This is a genomic window from Nocardiopsis terrae, from assembly GCF_014651695.1.
Lineage (GTDB): Bacteria > Actinomycetota > Actinomycetes > Streptosporangiales > Streptosporangiaceae > Nocardiopsis > Nocardiopsis terrae.
In genome coordinates this window covers 323,584-337,928 of the sequence record NZ_BMXJ01000001.1, presented here as the reverse complement: position 1 = coordinate 337,928, position 14,345 = coordinate 323,584, and the positions used below count along the sequence as shown (strand labels likewise).

General features: G+C 68.1%; 10 protein-coding genes. 3 read left to right on the top strand and 7 right to left on the bottom strand.

The annotated features are described in order from the left end of the window. Positions 1 to 8 precede the first annotated feature (8 nt). Positions 9 to 671 (top strand): TetR/AcrR family transcriptional regulator, encoded by a 663-nt coding sequence (locus tag IE195_RS01575; protein WP_191267140.1) that lies wholly within the window; start codon positions 9 to 11, stop codon positions 669 to 671. Between the two features lie 18 nt (positions 672 to 689). Here IE195_RS01575 and IE195_RS01570 read toward each other — a convergent pair whose 3' ends face one another. The 5 genes from IE195_RS01570 to IE195_RS01550 form a co-directional block, all read right to left on the bottom strand. Next, positions 690 to 1,070, bottom strand: a complete 381-nt coding sequence (locus tag IE195_RS01570; RefSeq protein ID WP_191267134.1) for an immunity protein YezG family protein — start codon at positions 1,068 to 1,070, stop codon at positions 690 to 692. 582 nt (positions 1,071 to 1,652) lie between these two features. Beyond that, positions 1,653 to 2,093 carry a hypothetical protein gene (locus tag IE195_RS01565; protein WP_225942558.1) on the bottom strand — a complete coding sequence of 147 codons (441 nt, stop codon included), beginning with the start codon at positions 2,091 to 2,093 and terminating at the stop codon, positions 1,653 to 1,655. A 15-nt stretch (positions 2,094 to 2,108) separates the two neighbouring features. Next, positions 2,109 to 5,114, bottom strand: a complete 3,006-nt coding sequence (locus IE195_RS01560) for a DNA/RNA non-specific endonuclease (protein ID WP_191267128.1) — start codon at positions 5,112 to 5,114, stop codon at positions 2,109 to 2,111. 105 nt (positions 5,115 to 5,219) lie between these two features. Further along, entirely contained in the window at positions 5,220 to 5,594 is a 375-nt protein-coding gene (locus IE195_RS01555; protein ID WP_191267123.1) for a DUF6507 family protein, read from the bottom strand. Next, positions 5,587 to 5,877 carry a hypothetical protein gene (locus tag IE195_RS01550; RefSeq protein ID WP_191267120.1) on the bottom strand — a complete coding sequence of 97 codons (291 nt, stop codon included), beginning with the start codon at positions 5,875 to 5,877 and terminating at the stop codon, positions 5,587 to 5,589. The genes IE195_RS01555 and IE195_RS01550 overlap by 8 nt, the downstream gene beginning before the upstream one ends. A 310-nt stretch (positions 5,878 to 6,187) precedes the next feature. On the opposite strand from IE195_RS01550, the gene IE195_RS01545 reads away from it, so the two are divergent. Then, the gene (locus tag IE195_RS01545) at positions 6,188 to 6,634 is read left to right on the top strand and encodes a DUF2000 domain-containing protein (protein WP_225942557.1); all 447 of its coding nucleotides are present in this window, start codon (positions 6,188 to 6,190) and stop codon (positions 6,632 to 6,634) included. On the opposite strand, the gene IE195_RS01540 is transcribed toward IE195_RS01545, so the two are convergent. Together IE195_RS01540 and IE195_RS01535 are read right to left on the bottom strand one after the other, a co-directional pair. Then, on the bottom strand, positions 6,609 to 7,427 hold the full coding sequence (locus IE195_RS01540) for a helix-turn-helix domain-containing protein (RefSeq protein ID WP_191267113.1): 819 nt from the start codon (positions 7,425 to 7,427) through the stop codon (positions 6,609 to 6,611). The genes IE195_RS01545 and IE195_RS01540 overlap by 26 nt on opposite strands. 152 nt (positions 7,428 to 7,579) lie before the next feature. After that, the gene (locus tag IE195_RS01535) at positions 7,580 to 12,319 is read right to left on the bottom strand and encodes a hypothetical protein (protein WP_191267110.1); all 4,740 of its coding nucleotides are present in this window, start codon (positions 12,317 to 12,319) and stop codon (positions 7,580 to 7,582) included. Between the two features lie 606 nt (positions 12,320 to 12,925). Between IE195_RS01535 and IE195_RS01530 the strand changes: the two genes are divergently transcribed. Then, a complete protein-coding gene (locus IE195_RS01530) occupies positions 12,926 to 14,323 on the top strand; it encodes a CoA transferase (RefSeq protein ID WP_191267104.1) in 1,398 nt (465 codons plus the stop codon). The last annotated feature ends 22 nt before the right edge of the window (positions 14,324 to 14,345 follow it).

Sequence of the window (14,345 nt, the reverse complement as noted above, 5' to 3'; positions counted from 1 at the left end):
GGGTACGAGTGGGAAAGCAGACGCTGGCCGGGCGGCCGCCCACGGAGCGCGGACGGCGCAAACGGGGCACCCTCGTCCAGGCGGCCCGCGAGGAGTTCGAGGAGCGCGGGTTCGAGGAGACGAGGATCGCGCAGATCACCGGCCGGGCCGGGATCGCCTACGGGAGCTTCTACACCTACTTCGACTCCAAGGACGAGGTCTTCCACGAGGTCGCCAAGGGTGTGGCCGGGGAGATGTTCGACGCCGCCCGGTCTGCCGCGCCTCCGGGCACCGCGCCGGTGGACCGGATCCGGTACGCCACGGAGCGCTTCCTGGCCGCCTACCGGGACAACGCGCGGATCATGCAGGTCATCGAACAGGTCTCCCCGCGCCACCCGCACTTCCGCACCCTCTTCCTGGAGATCCGCGGGCTCTTCGTCGACCGGATCACCTCGGGGACCCGCCGCCTCCAGGAGGAGGGGCTGGCCTCGGCCGACATCGACGTGGAGACCACCGCGAGCATGCTCGGCGGGATGGTGGAGCACACCGCACGGATGCTGTTCCTGTACGGCGAGGAGCACGACCCCGAGGTGGTCGTGGAAACCGCGACCCGCCTGTGGGCGCGCGGTATCGGTCTGGAGTACGGGCCGCCAGGCACAGGGTCGCAGGGAGCAGCGGGTCAGGTGGATTGACGCTCCTGAGAGGCTGCCTTACCAGAGGTCACTTCTCCTGAAGCCGACGTATGCCCTCTTTGAACCAGTCGGTTTTTTCTCCTCGGAGCGTGGATAGTACCTCTGCTCGTTCAGGAACTCCAGATCACTTGGTTGCGGATTCGAGAATTCTGGCTTGTTGTCGTAGTCGTACTCAACTCGATAGTCACCGTTGTTTGAAATTCGGAAGGTCGCAGAGAACCAAGTTCTGACGTCATCCTTGTGCATTCCCTCCCGTAGGTCCATGAACGCGAGGGCGGCCTCCGAGGGCGCAGATCCTTCCCGGAAATCCTCACCCTCGACGCGAGTTCGAAAGAAGCATTCTCCGGCGACTCCGAGGCCAACATGCTTACATTCAGCCTCGATCCATCCAGGAGGCACTGCCTGGAAGATCGACTTGCCAATGGTGGTGATTTTTCCTGCTGTGCGGGATTCATGAAATCGCTTGGGAAGATATACGGGGAACCGGGCGCGGGCGCCATTATCTGCGACTGTTAGTGCTCATACTGGAAGGCGAGCATGAGGGCGCTAGAACAGGCCTACCAGCTCCGGAACTGGATGCATGGGGTCGTGTCGTCGGTCCCGTGAGGTTCTCGGTAAATCCGGAGGCACGTGCAGTTATCTGAATGGGTCCTGCTGCACTATTATTCCAGTTGTAGTTCCTTTTTGCTCTGGTCTAGAACGAATTTTCTGAGATGGAACCATGAGGAGCTCTCGATCTGGGAATCGCCGGACATATGAATGGCCACCGCTTGATTATCGATGGTTGTGAAGACATAGAAAGAGCCAGTCAATGGCCGCTGGAGTTAGCGTAGCGGTCCAATGCTGGCCCAGCTCAAACAAGGCGACGGCCATTCGGTGATGCTGTTGCCGGTGGCACCTATGCCGAACTTCCGAAACTACTGTTCATAGGATCCCACCCACTCCGACGAGAACAATCAAACCTCAGTCAGGGGCGACGATTCAATCCTCTCCCTGTTCTGCCAGGCGGAGCTTCTCCCGAAGCCAATCTGGAATATTACCCTCATTCCGAGGGAACTTCTCCAGGTCCCTGTAGTAGCTGTACGGATCGATGTCGAAACTGAAATTAGGTTCACTATCGTAATCGTAATTCACATAGAATTGGAGATCGCTGGAGATTTCATAACTCATGCTGAACCACGCACCGAGGCCTTCTCGATACATTCCCACCCGCAAATCCTTAAGAATTGCGATCGCATTGCTTGGGATTGTAGGGTGCGAGGCGGTGCCATTGGGAGCCAAAACCTTAATCTCATAAGTGCTCACGCGGTGGCAAATTGCAAAGCTCAGAGTGATTCTATTCCATTCTCCTGGGGTTATCCCTAGAAGTATTTGCCCGAATTCTTGAAGTGCGGCATTCTGTTCTTCTGGTTCCATGGTCATAAATTTTCCTATCGCCTACTGTGCCTGTAGAGGAAGATCTGAATGAGGATGTCCTGCATCTTGATCTTCTGAAGCTTCTCCAGAAATGCCAGCGCCGATGAGGGCCCCTCCAGCCAAAAGAGACCCCGCGGCAGAGGGAAATCGCTCTCCGTACTTTCGCCTGGATTGGCCTTCGATCTTGACATCTGGAGTGTTCTCGAAAATTGTCACCACCGGATCCCCGCCGTTCACGCTGTGCTTGACGGTTACACTGACTGGCACCTTGCTCGAGCCAGCATACTCAGCTTCGAAGGTGACCTTCACATTGTTGTTCTCGTTCTCAAGGAGTTCTCGCCAACTCTTTTCCAGGCGGTAGAAATTGTTCGACTCGTCTGTGTTCTTGCGGATCTGGTTCACTTCGCGCAGCTGAGCGTAAAGGTTTAGATGGTGTCCACTTCCACCGAATCCCGTGCCAAAGAAATGGCCGCCATCCCATTTCTCAAAGTGGTAGTAAGGATCATTCTCAGGATACTCCTCTTTCCCTTTGTGTCCGGCATCCGTCTGGTCGTCTATTCTGTAGAATTCATTCTTTTCCTTGAGGCTCATTCCGCCTTCATCTGCACTCGACCTCAGCCTTTGGAGCTCGCCATGGGCATGTGTGGTTCTCGCCTCGCTGTCCGTCTCGTAATGGTATTTTTTCCCCGGGTGTTCAATAACATCGACAGCGTATTTCGTGTCTTTCCTGGGTTTCTCCAGCTCCGGGTTGGTGTCAACTTTGTTTCCGGGGTGAGTGTCGATGTGGAAGATCTTCCCATCGCCATCGGTGTAGAACTTCCCTCTCCCCTCGACGTCCCATACCGAGTTCGGCTCCAGCCTCTCATCCACGGCGAAACGTTTGCCGTCCTCAGGGAAGGAAGGAGGGCCACTGTCACCAGGTTTGAGGGGATGTGTGCGCGCCTCTGGTACAACCGGAGCCCGATAGCGCTTGTCGAGTTTGTCGTTGTTCCACTCCTGGTCCCAGGGGTTGCCCTCATGGTCACCGTCTCGAGAGCCACCCGTGTTGGTGCCGTCGTCCTGGGATCCGTTCTGGTCCCCACCGTCATTGGAGCCCTGCCCTGCGTCAGGACCATGGCCCGACCCACCTGGCCCACCCGAGGAAGGGCCACCCCCTGTGAGTGCTCCACCGGCCGTGGTGGTACGGCCTTGTCCATCCTCCGTCATCCGGGAAGAACTGTCCTGGCCATCACGGCCACTGGGACCATCGCCCCCGGAACCGCCGCCTTCCCGTTCCAGTACCGCCACGGGGCCACGACTGTGCTCGGAAGCTGGGGCATGGGTCGAGTCACCACCGCTGCGCGGCCTCGACCCCGGTTCGTTCGTATCGCTCAGATCGACCCGCTGATCCTGATGGGGGTCAGAGTCAGCCTCCATGGACCTGTGCGCCCCACCGGGAGAACCATCCATCAGAGGGCGGCTCGCACCACTTCCTCCTGTCCAGCTGCCGTCACCGGAATCAAGCTCCCTGAAGGCAGGCTCGTGCTCCTCCAGTCGCTCTTTCAGCTGAGGATCGTTCTCCATCAACTCGTTGAACACCCGGAGTTCTTCGGCCGTCGCCTCGCCCTGCTCACCGTTACGCCTGTGTGAGGCGGGAACTCCAGAGGAATCCCCTTGCTGCTGCGAGTTCGAGACACCAACACGACCGGCTCCGGAACCTTCGGACCCGCTGTGGGAGGTCCCCCCGCCCAGATCCCCGCTATCTGCATAGACCGGGTTGACCAGTTGGTCCATGTAGGCCTTGATAATCTCCATCTGGCCGGAGTCGACCTGCGCGTTGATCGGTGTGTTCGTGGGCATGTCCGGGAGGTCGGGCAGATCCACATCCGGACCGCGGCCGGAACCGCCCATGCCGTCCACGATGGCCATCCCGCGCCAGGCCATCAGCGGCACACCCACCACCGCGCCCACGCCGGTCGCGGTCAGAGCCGCACCACCCACGGTCGCCCCGATGTTGAGCAGGGCGGTGCCGATCACATAACCGGGGCGGTCCCCCCATTCCTCCCAGGGCACCACCGAGTGCGCCAGATCCTTCCACGCGCCCTTGACGCTGTCCTTGCTGGCCAGTCCGAACTCGCCACTCTCGTTGTCGTACAACCCCACCAGAGAGGCCGCGGACTGGAGGTTGTCCATGTGGTATTCCTTGAGCGAATCACCCCAGGACTGGTTGAACCACCCCTCCGAGGAGTGGAAGCCCAGCATCGCGCCGGTGTCCTCGACCGCACCCACACCGAAGTCCCACACCGCGGCCCCGGCATCGACCCACCAGCCGTGGTCGGTGTCCGCCGGCGCGGACCCCCACTCGGTGGCCAGTTCTGACAGGTCCTGCTCGTAGCCGTGGTAGAACACGTTCGGGTCGAGCTCGACATCGCCTTCGGGCATCTTCGCGAAGCTGGTGCGCTCGGGAACGTCCTTGTTGATCGCGTCAGCGCAGGCGGTCTCGTACTCGGCGTAGTCCTCGATGATCTTCTCGCCCGTGGAGACCAGAGCCGCGTTCTCCGCGACCAGGCCGCTCTCGCCGCCGAAGAACCCCTTCACGCCGTCGGCCTTGTCCCAGTCCTCGCCCTCGGCCTCGATGCGTCCCAGGAGCTCGTAGGCCTCGGTGCGCAGGGAGGCCCAGCGTTCCTTGATGCTCTCGACGTTCTCAGCGAAGGTCTCCAAGGCGGTGGCCGCGCTGGCCAGGGCCTCGGAGACCTCCTCGCCGTCGGTGGCCACCGGGTCCAGGACCTCGTAGAGGGTCTCGCTCTCGGGGGCGGAGTAGTACTCACGCAGCCCCGACCAGGCTCCGGTGATGCTGTTGCCGGTCTCGCTGATCGAGCCACCCACCGTGCGCAGGCCCGAGGCCATCGCGTTCACGTACTCGGGTGAGACCGAGGGCTCGGGGAAGGTCAGCGGGCTGATCTTTTCCTCGGCGTCGGTCAGGGCGGCGTGTTGCTCCTGGATGCTCTTGGGTGCGGCGGGGGCGGTGCCGGGATCTCCGGGCAGCACGGGGGTCTCCAAAACTCAAGGGGACAACAAGGAGGGAAGCCGAAGGCAGAGGGGCGCGTACGGGGTCAGGTCAGGCAAGGCAGAGCCCGCCTGGGCCGGTGGGGGTCAGGTCAGGCTGACGCCGGGGGGCGGTGTCGGCGGCGGGGGCGGATCGGGGATCGTCCCCGCGGTTCCCTGGGCCTCGGAGGCCATCTCCCGGTCGCCCTCCACATAGAAGGTGGTGGCCTCGCTGGTGCCCTGCACCGCCGAGGCGGTCAGCGAGAGCATGTCGCCGACCATGCCGAAGTAGTGCTCGGCGAACTCGCCCAGCGCGATCCCGATCGGGGCGCTGTTGATGTGGTTGTTCAGCGCCGTGACCCGGGTCTCCAGCTGGTTCATGTGGCCCAGCAGGCCTTCGGTCCCGCCCTCCTCGCCGATGTGCCCGGCGGTCTCGGTGAGCACCGCGCCCACCTGTTGGGGGTTCACATCCCAGCTACCCACGGCTGCCTCCGAAGACCTCGGGGCGGAAGACGTCCACGCCCAGCTCCGGGCCGGTGTCGGCGAAGGACGGGCCGGGCTGGGGACGGGAGGCCTCGACCGTGTACAGCATGCGGTTCAACGAGGCGTGCAGCCGGTCGGAGTCGAAACGGGCCCGGGTGTGCAGCCATGCGGAGGCCATGGCGATCCGGAGCGCGGGGGGCCGGGCCTCGGAAACGCTCTCTGGGGCAGGGTCTGGTTCGGGGAGTGGGTCCCACTCCTCCTCCGGGGTGAATTCGAACTTCACGGGCCTGTCCCTCCACTCCGTTCAACGAGCTGGATGGCTTCGTGTTGTGTGAGTCGCGCTGTGCGTAGTCGTGGTTCTGATTCTGTCGGGTTCTGTCGTGTCCTGCCCGGCTCGGCATCACCCGCCAGAAGGGACTTGCGGCACGAAACCCGACATCGCAGGAGGTCACACGCGCGCCGGGGTGGACAGCGTCCCGCGGAGCGGGACTGGCCGGATTCGGTCATGTGGCGCACTTCACGGGCCCGGCGGGGTCGAGGCGGGTGAGGAACGTACAAGACCGCTGGACCGCAGCCCGGAGAGGATGCGGGGCATGGAAACCACAGACGCACCCGTGCCCCCCGGCAACAAGCGCTTCGACACCAAGATCGCCGTCCTGCTCCGTACGGACCTTGAGGTATGGCAGCGGCTCAACGTGACGGCCTTCCTGGTCAGTGGGTTCGGGGCCCGTGTCCCGGAGCTGGTCGGCGAACCCTACGAGGACGCCGACGGCACCGCCTACCTGCCGATGTTCCGTCAGCCCGTCCTGGTTTTCGAGGGCACCAAGGAGACCCTGACCAAGGCGCACACCCGGGCCCTGTCCCGGGACGTCGACCTCGCCGTGTTCACCTCCGACCTCTTCGCCACCGGCAACGACCGGGACAACCGGGCCGCCGTCCGGGCGGTCGGGCGGGACTCGCTCGACCTTGTGGGGTTGGCGGTGTACGGGCCGAGGAACGGGGTCGACAAGATCCTCAAGGGCGCCCGGATGCACGGCTGAGGGCGCGAGCGTACCGCCCGGGTGGGAGGCCGAGAATCCTTTTGAAGTGCCTGTTCAGGTGCGCCTGGTCGTGGAACCCGGCGTCCGCCGCCGCGTGCGCGGGAGCCTGCCCTTCGAGGATCAGCCGCCGCGCGAGGTCCACCCGCCGTCCCACGAGGTACTGGTGCGGGGGCATGCCGAACCGGCGGGTGAACACCCGGGTCAGGTAGGCGGGGTGGGTGAACAGCAGCCCGGACGCCTCGGTCAGGGAGACTCCCTCGACGGTTCGGCTGTCCAGCAGGTCCCGCAACCGTTCGGCGAGGCCGGGGTCGTCGGCGGCGGCCGGGGGCGGGCCCAGCGTGCCGCGCAGGTGTTGGCGGAGGCGCTCGGAGACGAGTTCGAGCCGGCTCTCCGCCTCCAGCCCTTCCCCCGGCTGGAACAGGGCACCGTGCAGCTGGTGGATGCGGTGACGCAACAGGGAGTCGTCGAACATCGGGTGGTCCACGGCCCGGCCGACCAGGTCCGTGTCGATCTGTTCGGGCTCCAGGTACAGGACCCGTTTGCGCAGCCCCTGCGCGGTGGTGGGGGTGCCGTTGTGCGGGACGTGCGGTGGCAGCAGGGTGACGGTCCGGTCGAGCGCCCCGTGCTCGTGCCGCCCCAGGTCGTAGCGGACGGTCCCGGAGTCGATGATGAGCAGGGTCCAGGACCGGTGCGTGTGCATCGGGTAGGCGTGTTGGCGCAGATGGGTGTGGAACACCTCGGCGATGCCGTCGATCCCCGGTCTGAGGACCACGGTGTCCGCGTGGCCGTCCATGGCCCGACCCTATGCCGCACCGCAGCCGAGGCGCTCTCCGGTGACCGAGGGACCGGGCCCGGCCCGCCCGCCCAGACCTCCCTCACCAGTACCGAAGCCCAGCGCAGAACCCTCGCGCTGGGCTTCGAGGCTGCTCTGCCGAGCTGCCGGGATCAGCCGGTGCTGTGTGACTGCCAAGCCGCGGAGAACATCTCGTGCGGGGGAGCGACCGGCAGCGGACGGCTGAAGGTACCCCGGACCCGCCCCAGGTAGTCCACGGCGAGCAGGTGGGTGCCGAGCTTGACCGTCTCCATGGACGGGAACGGCGCCTTGAGTTCGGTCCAACCCCCGGGCAGGAAGAGCGTGCGCCCGGCCTTGGTTCGCTTCCCCTTCGTGACCAGCCCGTTCTCCAGCAGTTGCACGGCGGCCTTCTGGTGCTGGCCCGCCGACCAGCCGTTCCACCGGCGTACCCGGCGGTCGGTGGGGTGGGCCAGGGTGAGCAGCTGCAGGTAGAGGGCGGACGCGGCCGCGTCCACACCGAACTTCCCGGACACCTCCGCCACCAGTTCAGGGGCGCTCAGCCTGGGGTCGACCTCGAACCCGCCCACGGGCACCGGGGCGTCGGCGGCCCGTTCGACCATGCGGGCGAGACCGCCGCCGCAGACCACCCTGGCCTGGAGGACCGTCAGGGCGAGCTCGTACATGTCGAACTCGTCCAGCGCGCGTGTGCAGCGTTGGAAACCCTCCTCCTCGAACAGCCCTGAGGTCAGCATCAGGGCGTTGGGGAACCGGTAGACCCCGCTTCGGGGGAGGGCGAGGATAGCGTCGCCGTGGAGGGAGTGGCCGGTTCCGGGTTCGAGCTGGCCCTCGGCTCCGACCCGGACCTCGGCGGCTCCGACCCGCTCCGACCACCCGTCGAGCTGTCCGTCCTGAAGATGCGGAACCACGGGCACGTACACATCGGGGGAGCGCAGCCGCTCGGTCATCCGTTCGTGCAGCCCTGCGACTCGGGCCTGGGCGGGGTGGCCCACCGGGAGTTCGGTCAGCGCCCAGGCCAACAGTGAGGCCGTACGCAGGTAGGGTCGGGTCCCCTCGTCCTCGGGGAAGTCATGGAGCCGTTCGCTGTTGCCCGGCTCGTGGACGAGCGGCCCGAACGCCTTGGACAGGGTGAGGGAACGGGACCAATCGGTGCTCCCTTCGATGGCCGCCGTCGTCGCCACCGCCGGTTCGGTGAGCTGCGCGGCCCACTCCGGGCCCAAGTCCATCTCCTTCTGGAGCAGGGCCGGCAGGTCTGCCAGGATCGCTGCGGGATCGGACTTCGAAGGACGGACCCCGAGGAGTTCCACCCACATCAGGGCCATGCGTTCGGCGGCCGCGACCGTGCCACCGGGTTTCCACAGTTCGGCGGGGTCGTCGGGCACGGCTGCACCCAGGAACCGGGTCGTGTCGGCCTCGGACAGCGTGGCCCCGGTCTTGCGGTATTCGGTCTGGGCTCCCTTGCTCGTGGGCGGGACCGATCTCGGCCAGCCCGCCTGACCGGACAGGACGAACTCGGCCACCGGCTTCATCACCCCGGTGTGCTTGCGGAAGACCTTGACCGCCTCGGGCTCGGCGCTGACGGGGCCGTTCCGGTCAAGCAGGTCCAGGAAGCGGCGCAGCCGTCCGACCTCGTCGCGTTCGATACGGAGGGGCTCGCTCTCCTCAGCGCCCTCGGGCGTCGGAGCGCTCTCCCAGCGCACGTAGGAGTATCGCCGCTGCGGAAGGTAGCGATCCGACCAGTGCGGTGCGGGCGCCTTCCCGTTCGTGTGTGCGTAGCGCTGTCCGTCCAAGGGCGGCTCGGTGATCACGGCCTCTCCCTGAGCCAGCAGCGGGGCCAGCGCGGTACCGCTGGCCGTTCCGAGTACCCAGCCCGTGCCCTGTTCGGCGAAGGGCTGGCCGGCCCATGTGCGCAGCAGCGCGATCAGGGCGTCCGCCTTCCTGCCGGTCAACGCCCCGGTCGCCAGTCGCCACATGGCCGCGTCCGGCACCCCGAAGAAGTGGGTCCAGGACGCCGCCGGGGTACCGGGCGGGCTCAGCCGCCGGTCCTCTTCGCTGGCCCGACCGCTCAGCCGGGCGCCGTCGGCGGCGATGGAGGAGATCATGCCGGGGAGGGTGGGGAAGCCGAGCTTGAACGCCTTCTTGGGGACCAGACCGGACACCGCCGCGGCCAGGTCCTGGTCCGGGGCCTCCCCTGCTGGCCGGGGCGGCGTTCCGGAGCGGATACGTGCGGTGCGGTCGGACATTCCCGCCACCTTGAGCCGCAGTTCGACGGTCCACAGCACCGCCCACACCACGCCGTCGGCGACGGCCGGTTCGGTGACCCCGGGCAGCAGGACGGGCAGCGCCTCGCGGACGGCCGCCGCGCGGGCCCGGGACACCTGTTCGGCGATCTCGGGCAGGGCCACCGCAGGCGCGGGGTCCCGGGGAACGGAGGTCGTGAGCGCGATCTCGACGAGCTGCCGCGCGGTGCCGGTGTCCAGTTCCCGGAGCGCCCGGGTGGACTCCGGGGCGCGCGGGGCCAGGAAGTGCCAGTAGGCGGGGGGTGGTGTGAGTGGGCGCCGTCCCACGAGGTCGAGGTTCTTCAACCCGCCCTTCGGGTAGGCCCAGGTCTCCCAGAGCAGGGTGTCGTCGGTGGTGTCCCGGCACTGGATCACGGTGTGCCCCGCCTGCCAGCGGTAGGCGAGCAGCCCTTCGGCGGGGTTGTCGGGCATGCGCAGGACACCCCAGTAGGTGAGGTCCCGGTGTTCCTGGAAAGCGGCCCGCCGACCGTCCGTCCCCTCCAGTGCCCGCTCGGCGTAGCGGTCGCCCTCCGCGCCGGGGCCGATCCACACGACGCGGGCGCCCGCGAGCCCGTCCCCGGCGCCCAGGGGTGAGTCCGACACACCTTCGGGCAGACGGACCAGGTGCAGGCGGGTGCTCAGCAGGTCCCCGTAGTCCAAGCGCGGGTCCGGGGTGAGGAACCCGGGGCTGGAACGCGCGAGCGCGGCACCGGTCGCCGGGTCCAGTTCGGTGGCCCCGGCCTCCCACCGGCCCCCGTCGGTCCACACCCGGGTGCCGTCGGTGGCGTGGTCGCGTCCGTAGGTGACGCCGGTCCGGTCTCCGGGGCGCAGGACGCGCTCCTTGTCGTATCGCCCCCTGTCCGGGCTCTCCAGGACCAGGCCGAGGTCGTAGCGATGCGCCGAACCGTAGTCGAACAGGCCGGGGTCGCTGTCCAGTTCGAACGTGTCGTCGGGGGCCGAACACCAGAAGGCCCTCGGCTGTCTCGGCCACTGGCTGCCGACGTCCTCGGAGTGGAGCCAGGTGACCAGGAAGTCGCCGCCCACGTAGTGCACGACGTGGGCGGCGGCCTCCTCCGGGAGGGAGAACGCGCAGGAACCGCGCCGCCCCTGATGGTCCACGGCGACGGCGGCGCCCCGGCCGTAGACCGTGAGCACCGGCCAGGTGGAGGTCATGCCGAGGATTCCGCCCGGGCGCCCCCCGACCTCCTCGACGGCCTCCTCGAAGGCGGGCCAGGTGTGCTCAGCGGGGATGCCGAACTGGAGGGTTCGTGCCAACGGCTCGGCCAGGTCGAGGCCGTCCAGGGATTCCTGGAGTCCGTCCATGCCGCCCATCACGAGGTGGGTGAGACGTAGGTCGAGTTCGGCCAGCACGTGTTCGGCCTCGCCCAGGGGTACGGAGCGCAGATCCTCGATCCACTGCTCCACCTCCTGGACCACTTCGGGGGAGGGGGAACGCCGGGGGTTCCGTGCCTGTTGGACGGACCTCCTGATCCGCCTGGTCTCCTCCTCGGGGGCGTCCACCGGGATGCGGTGGTCGTCGCAGGCGATGAGCAGACGGCTGTCCACACGGTTGTGCCGGTACCTGCCCTCGAACAGGCGGACCGGGAGGTTCTCCGCGCGCAGCCTCGGGGCGAGACGGGGGAGCAGGGCGAACAGTTCGTCGGGAAGGCTCTGTGTGCCCACGCATCCGCGCGTCCACATGTGGGTGTACATGTGGTGGAACCGGGAGAGCCAGGCGCTGTAGCCACCGTCGGGGCGGACCCGGCCGTCGGCCATGGCGTCAGCGATGCCGGCGCTCTCCAGCAGGCGCAGCCAGGCGGCGCCGTCGGTGACGGAGGTGGGGAAGAGGGCGGCGATCCCTCCCCGGTCCTCCGGGGCGGGTGGGGCCTTGGCGAAGACCTCCGCCGCCTGCTTCAGCAGTCCGTCCGGGACAGGGTTGCCCCGTGCGGCGGCCAGGTAGCGACCGAGGGTGCGAGAGGTCTCCTCGGCGCTCGCCTCCTTGCCCAGGCCCAGGGTCTTCACCGAGGCGCGGATCTGGGCCGCCAGGTTGGCCGGTGGTGCGACGCCTACCGAGGCCCGGGTGTGGGGGTACGAGACCTGGGCCGCTGCCACCCCGCCGCCAGTGGCCCAGGCATCCAGGAAGCGGACGAACTCCCGGTGCGCCTCCTCCGCGCTGCGGTGTTCGGCCAGCCGGTGCCGGTGGGCGCTGACCTCCGAGGTGGGCAGCAGCCCGAGCCGGGCAAACAGGAGGGCGTTCTCCACGGTGTGGTGGGGGTCGCGAGCGAGTCCGTGCTCGGACTCCAGCTCCCGTGCCCGCAGGTAGGCAGCGGTCGCATGTTTGCCCCCGAAACGGAGTAGCCGGTGCGCGACCGTGTCGCTGAGCCAGGGCTCGTGCTCCACGGCTAGACCGGCGTCCCTGAGACGACCCACCATGGCCCCTTGGAGGTACTCGGGCTTGAGGCCTGACCAGCGCATCCGCTCATCGAGGAAGTCGAGGAGGTCGAGGGCCCGGGGTTCGCACTCGGGGGCGTTGGCTCGGACCCAGTCCAGGTACAGGGTGGACGTGGCGGGGTCAGCGGGGAGGGGAAGCGGCATGCGGGGAGTATCGCAGCGCCCGCCGACAGTGAGCGGCGGTCCCCGTGTCCGGAGGTACGGGAGTCCGTGTGATCGGCCGGAGGTTCTGAAGGACTGGATGTGAGGAGACCAGCAGACCAGAAGTTCCAGGCCAGGCATCCGGCGGTCTGGATGGATCCCTCGCCTGCCGCTTCGCTTACTTTCAGACCGGGCAGGAGTGCCGTGCTGACGGCCACTGCGGACCAGACCCACCACTGACGCGGGGCGCGGTGGCGCCGCGCGGGAAGACGGGGGAGGGGAGGTGACGCCCGGTGAAGGGCGTGGCCGAGGTGTGGAACACCCCGTCGAGGAGCTCGGTCAGCTCTTCGGTGACCTGGCCGGGCACCCGACACGGCCCGTACCCGTACACGTCCAGCACGGGTTCGTCGGTGAGTAGCGGCTCCAGGTGTTCGGGCAGGCGGACAGCCGGCAGACGGACTCCTTCGGGGGCGTGTCGGGGGACTCCTGCGCTTGGTGATGATATGTGCCTCCGCGTCTCGGGGCCCGGGTGTTGGCGACTGTCGCAGGGCGCCGGGTTGGCCGGTCCCGGACAACCCGGGCCGAGGGGCGGGTGTGCACAATGGCGCCATGGCGAACGAACGCGGCAGCGGGCCGGACAGGGCGACCACCCGGGCATGGCAGGCGATCGGTGGAGCGGCGGACCTGGTGGAACGGGTCTCCTACCGGGGCGCGGGGGAGGTGCTCCCGGCCGCGCTGCCGGTGCGTGAGCTGGCCCGCGCCACCGTCGGGGCGTGTTCGCTGGCCGCGGCCGAACTGCTGGCCGTGCGCAACGGCGGGCCGGTCCCCGGCGTGCCGGTCGACGAGGGCGCGGTGGCCACCGCCTTCGTCAGCGAACGCCACCTTCTGGTCGACGGCCGCAAGCCGACCTCCTTCGCACCGCTGTCCGGGTTCTGGCGGGCCGCCGACGGCTGGGTGCGCACCCACGCGAACTACCCCCACCACCGGGCCCGGCTGCTGTCCGCCCTGGGACTCGGTACGGGGACGGGCCCCGACGGGCTCGCCGAGGAACTCCTGTCCCGGACCGCGCACCAGATCCAGGAGACGGTCTACGCGCAGGGCGGTCTGGCGGTCGCCATGGCCCCCGTGCCCGGTCCGGGAGGGGGCCCCGGTGGGGCGGGGGAATTCACTGCGGCGGGGCTCCCGCTGGCCGGGTTCGAGACGTTGGGCGGGGTCGGGGACCGCCGGTTGCCCCCGGCGGCACTGCCCGCGGCCGGGGTCCGGGTGCTGGACCTGACCCGGGTCATCGCCGGGCCGGTGGCCACCCGGACACTGGCCCTGTTGGGTGCGGACGTGCTGCGCGTGGACGCCCCGGGCCTGCCGGAGGACCCCGACAGCCACACCGACACCGGGACGGGCAAACGCTCCACCCTGCTGGACCTGGCCACGGACGAGGGCCGGAGCACCTTCGAGGCTCTGCTGGACACCGCCGACGCGGTGGTGACCGGTTACCGGCCGGGTGCGCTGGACCGCCACGGGCTGGTGGCGGAGGAACTGATCGCCCGCCGCCCCGGGCTGGTCGTCGCCCAGCTGTGCGCCTGGGGCTGGACGGGCCCCTGGGCGGAGCGGCGGGGGTTCGACAGCCTCGTGCAGGCGGCGAGCGGGATCGCCGCGATCGAGGCGGGACCCGACGGCCGCCCCGGCGCCCTGCCCGCCCAGGCCCTGGACCACGGCACCGGCTACCTGCTGGCCGCCGGGGTCCTGCGCGCGCTCACCGAACGCCAGGCGGACGGCCGCGGGCGGCGGCTGCGGTTCTCCCTGGCGGGTACCGCCGGGTGGCTGCTGAACGGTATCGACCCGGAACCGGCCGCGGAGGGCGGCTACGACGCCGGGGCCTGGCTGACCGGGGCCGCGTCCCCCTACGGTCCGCTGCGTTACGCCCTTCCACCGGTGCGCTACGAGGGCGGCCCCGGGGACTGGGCCGCCCCCGCCACCCGCTGGGGCAGTGATCCGGCACTCTGGCTCTGAGCAAACGTCCCTCCGGGGCCGG

Bases quoted from the DNA above. Each gene is read 5' to 3' on its own strand.
- IE195_RS01565 (WP_225942558.1), bottom strand. From the start codon at position 2,093: ATGACCATGGAACCAGAAGAACAGAATGCCGCACTTCAAGAATTCGGG.
- IE195_RS01545 (WP_225942557.1), top strand. From the start codon at position 6,188: ATGGAAACCACAGACGCACCCGTGCCCCCCGGCAACAAGCGCTTCGAC.
- IE195_RS01540 (WP_191267113.1), bottom strand. From the start codon at position 7,427: ATGGACGGCCACGCGGACACCGTGGTCCTCAGACCGGGGATCGACGGC.
- IE195_RS01535 (WP_191267110.1), bottom strand. From the start codon at position 12,319: ATGCCGCTTCCCCTCCCCGCTGACCCCGCCACGTCCACCCTGTACCTG.
- IE195_RS01530 (WP_191267104.1), top strand. From the start codon at position 12,926: ATGGCGAACGAACGCGGCAGCGGGCCGGACAGGGCGACCACCCGGGCA.